The organism is Mycobacterium sp. (assembly GCF_035506235.1).
GTDB lineage: Bacteria > Actinomycetota > Actinomycetes > Mycobacteriales > Mycobacteriaceae > Mycobacterium.
Genome location: NZ_DATJPU010000202.1, coordinates 1 through 3,786, shown reverse-complemented (window position 1 = coordinate 3,786; position 3,786 = coordinate 1). Strand labels below are relative to the sequence as shown.

Sequence of the window (3,786 nt, the reverse complement as noted above, 5' to 3'; positions counted from 1 at the left end):
ATCTGTTGCGTCAGCGGGGCGCTGCCTTGCGGCAGCAGGTTGGCCAGGTAGCCGGTCCCCGGTGTCCAGGCGTAGTACCAGCTGTAGGACGCGACGACGGTGACGATGCCGTAGGGGATCAGCACCGCGGTGCGCACCAGGCCCCTGCCGACGAGCGTGCGGTGCATCACCAGCGCGAGCGCCAGGCCCAGCGCGAACTCGATCGACACCGACACCACCGTGATTCCCAGCGTCACCGCCAGCGCGGTCCACCAATACCGGTCGGTCAAAACCGTTTGGTAGTTGCCCAACCCGATGAACGCGGTGTCGTTCGGGGTGGCAAGGTTGTTGCGCTGCAGGCTGAGCCACACGGCGTAACCGATCGGGTAAGCCGTCACCGCCAGCATCAGAGTCGCCGCCGGCGCGACGAGCATCAGGGCAAGGCGCCGTTCCGAGGCTGTCGCGCTCACGGCAGCAGGCCCTTCCCGTCGATGGCCTTCTGCGCCTGCGCGGTGAGCTCGTCGGCCGTGCGCTCCGGGTCGATCCGGGCGATCGGGCTCAGCACCGACGACAGCCGCAGCGACAGCGCCTGGTAGACCGGCGTCGCCGGACGGACGGCGGCGTCGGTGAGCTGCCGGCGGATCACGGTGTACATCGGATACTTCGCCTGAAATTGCGAGTCGGAATACAGCGAGGTGCGCACCGCGGGCAGGCCGCCCTCGATCGAAACGTACTTCTGGCTCTGCGGGCTGCGCAGGCAGCGCACGGCCTCGAACGCCTCCGCGCGGTGGCGGGTGGTGCTGGACACCGCGAGGTTCAGCCCGCCGATCGTCACCTTGGCCGGCACGCCCGGCGCCACCCCGGGATAGGGCGCGAAGCCGAACACCTTCTGGCTGGCCTCGTACGCGATGCGGAACTGCTCGTCGTTGGGCACGAACGTCCCGACCTCGTTGACGCTGCCGGCCAGGGCCGGATCCCGGTTCAGCGGCAGGAAGGGCACGCCGCCCTTGACCGCGTTCTCGAGCAGCGACGCCAGCACATAGGGCCAGTTGACCTCGAGGGCGGCCTTGCCCTGTTCCACCGCCAACCGCGCGGTGCCCTCGTCGGTCCGGCTGATCGACGGATCGGCCCCGGGTGCGGTGGCCACCGACTTGAGGACACGCAGCGCGCTGACGGTGGCGGCCCGGTGCGCGGGCGTGTCGGTCAGCGTGACCCGCCGGCCGTCGTCGGAGAGCACCTGACCGCCCGCGCTGACCAGCAGCGTGTTGAACCACACCACCAGGCCCTCACCCTCGTTGGCCTGCACCGCGATCCAGCCGGGCCGGCCCGCGGCGTGCAACCTGGCGGCCTCGGCCACCATGGCGTTCCACGTCATTGGCGGTTGGTCCACCAAATCCGTTCGGTACCAGAGCAATTGGGTATTGGTCGTCACGGGTGCCGCATACAGCTCGTGCTTCCAACGGGCCGTCGCGAGCGGGCCCGGCAGGGTATCCACGATGGCGTCGGACTCGGCCTGCCCCGCCGGGTCACCGGACAGCGGCAGCGCCCAGCCGGCCTCGGCGAACTCCGCGGTCCAGACCACGTCCAGCGCCATCACGTCCAGCCCCCGGTCGTGCGCGCTCAGCCGCCGGGCCAGCTGCAAACGCTGCTCCCCCGGGCCCCTGGGCAAGCTCACGTGCCGGATCGCGAACCGGCCCCCCAGTTGCTTGGAGCATTCCTGCGCGACCGCGGTGAAGGTGGCCGCATCGGTGGCCGGCGTGTAGAAGCTGATCACCAGCCCGCCCCCGGCCGAGCCGCAGGCCGACAGCACCGATGCGGCCGTCAGCGTCGCCAGGACGACTGCGCCGACTCCGCGTGCGCGCTCACGACGACTGCCCACCGATTCAGATCGCCAGGCGCGCCAGCAGATCCCGCGCCTTCTCTGCGTTTTGCGGATCGCAGAGCACGTCGTAGCGGCCGGCCACCAACTGCATGGTCGAGCTGAAATCCCTTGTGCCACGCGCCATTGCGTAGGGAACCGCGGAGGTGATCAGGCCGAAGAACACCCCGGCGACCAGACCGGTGACCAGCGCGGCCCACGGATTGGGGCTGAAGAAGCCGAGCACCAACCCGATGAACAGGCCAAGCCACGCCCCGCTGATGACGCCGCCGCCGAGCACTTTCGGCCACGACAGCCGGCCGGTGACCCGCTCGACCTGCATGAGGTCGACGCCGACGATGGTCACCTGCTGCACCGGGAACTGCTGGTCGGACAGGTAGTCGACGGCGCGTTGCGCCTCGGCGTAGGTCGGATAGGAGCCGACGGGCCAGCCCTTGGGCGGGGTCGGGAGCGAGGGGACGCCGCGCCGAGCGCCCGCCGCGCCCGGCGGCGTGGCGCCGGGAACCTGCCCGGGCTGGAAAGGATTAGTCATCGGTGCTCATTCTCCTCCGCCACGGCCATCCTTTCCATCCCGGGCCTGCGGCGCCGCATCGGCTAGGTTGAACACCATGGCAGCTCCCGGCGGTGGCCACGGCGACCAGGCCGACCCGCCGCCAACCGGCGGCCCCGGCCAGCCCGCCTGGCAACCTCCCTGGGATCCGCCGGCGCCCGACTACCCGCCCCCGGCGTATTTGCCGCCCGGCTACCCGCCGATGCCGCCGCCCTGGTACGGGCCCCCGCCCGGGTACGGGCCGCCGCCCGGCTACGGACCGCCGCCCGGCTACGGGCCGCCGGACTACCGGGTTCAGGCCGGGACCAACGGCCTGGCGATCGCCTCGCTCATCACGTCGTTCACCGGTTTCTTCTGCTGCGTCATCGGCTCGGTCGTGGCCATCGTGCTGGGCGTGGTCGCCCTGAACCAGATCAAGCAGACCCGCCAGGAGGGCTACGGCCTGGCGGTCACCGGCATCGTGATCGGCGTCGGCACCCTGGTGGTGTTCTTGGTCTTCGCGATGTTCAGCATCCATTCGCATTAGTCGCCCGACGCGGGCATGGCGGCCTGCCATCCGGGCGGCGCCTGAATAGGCTCTCTGCATGGCATCGGTCAACAGGGTCTACGTCGCGCGGCTCCCGCGGATGCTGGTGCTGGGTCCGCTCGGCGAAAACTTCGGGCGCGTCCGCGATGTCGTGATCAGCATCAGCATCGTCCGCCAGCAGCCCCGCGTCCTGGGGCTGGTCGTCGACTTGGTCACCCGCCGAAGCATTTTCATTCCGATGCTGCGGGTCGCCGCGATCGAGCCCGACGCGGTCACGCTCAACACCGGCAGCGTGTCCCTGCGCCACTTCGAGCAACGGCCCGGCGAGGTGCTGGCGATGGGCCAGATCCTCGACACCGCGGTCAAGGTCAACGATCCCGAACTGCCCGAGCTGGCCGGCCTCGACGTGGTGATCACCGACCTGGGCATCGAACAATCCCGGACGCGGGACTGGTTGGTCACCCGGGTCGCGGTCCGCACCCAGCGAAGGCTGGGACGGCGCGGCCCCGTGCACGTGGTGGACTGGCAGAACGTGCAGGGGCTGACCCCGTCGGCGCTGGCGTTGCCGGGCCAGGGGGTGGCCCAGCTGCTCGCCCAGTTCGAGGGCCGCAGGGCCGTCGACGTCGCCGACGTCATCCGCGGGCTGCCGCCCAAGCGGCGCTACGAGGTGCTCAAAGCGCTCGACGACGACCGGCTGGCCGACGTCTTGCAGGAGCTGCCCGAGTTGGATCAGGCCGACGTGCTCTCGCAGCTGGGCACCGACCGATCGGCCGACGTGCTCGAGGAGATGGATCCCGACGACGCCGCCGACCTGCTCGGCGTGCTGAACCCGACGGACGCCGAGATGCTGCT

5 protein-coding genes are annotated in these 3,786 nt (G+C 70.5%); 2 read left to right on the top strand and 3 right to left on the bottom strand.

Annotated features, from left to right (window positions below; genetic code table 11):
• The 3 genes from VMD50_RS18880 to VMD50_RS18870 all read right to left on the bottom strand — a co-directional run.
• Nucleotides 1-449 (bottom strand): carbohydrate ABC transporter permease (locus tag VMD50_RS18880; protein ID WP_414686119.1); only part of this gene is annotated, 449 nt, incomplete at its 3' end.
• Nucleotides 446-1,858, bottom strand: a complete 1,413-nt coding sequence (locus tag VMD50_RS18875) for an extracellular solute-binding protein (protein WP_325429534.1) — start codon at nt 1,856-1,858, stop codon at nt 446-448. The genes VMD50_RS18875 and VMD50_RS18880, both read right to left, overlap by 4 nt.
• 4 nt (nt 1,859-1,862) lie before the next feature.
• The gene (locus VMD50_RS18870; protein ID WP_325429532.1) at nt 1,863-2,390 is read right to left on the bottom strand and encodes a general stress protein; all 528 of its coding nucleotides are present in this window, start codon (nt 2,388-2,390) and stop codon (nt 1,863-1,865) included.
• 67 nt (nt 2,391-2,457) lie between these two features.
• On the opposite strand from VMD50_RS18870, the gene VMD50_RS18865 reads away from it, so the two are divergent.
• Nucleotides 2,458-2,934, top strand: coding sequence for a DUF4190 domain-containing protein (locus VMD50_RS18865; protein WP_325429530.1), 477 nt, complete (start codon nt 2,458-2,460; stop codon nt 2,932-2,934).
• A gap of 58 nt (nt 2,935-2,992) precedes the next feature.
• Nucleotides 2,993-3,786: magnesium transporter MgtE N-terminal domain-containing protein (locus VMD50_RS18860; RefSeq protein ID WP_414686118.1), on the top strand; the 794-nt coding region annotated here is incomplete at its 3' end.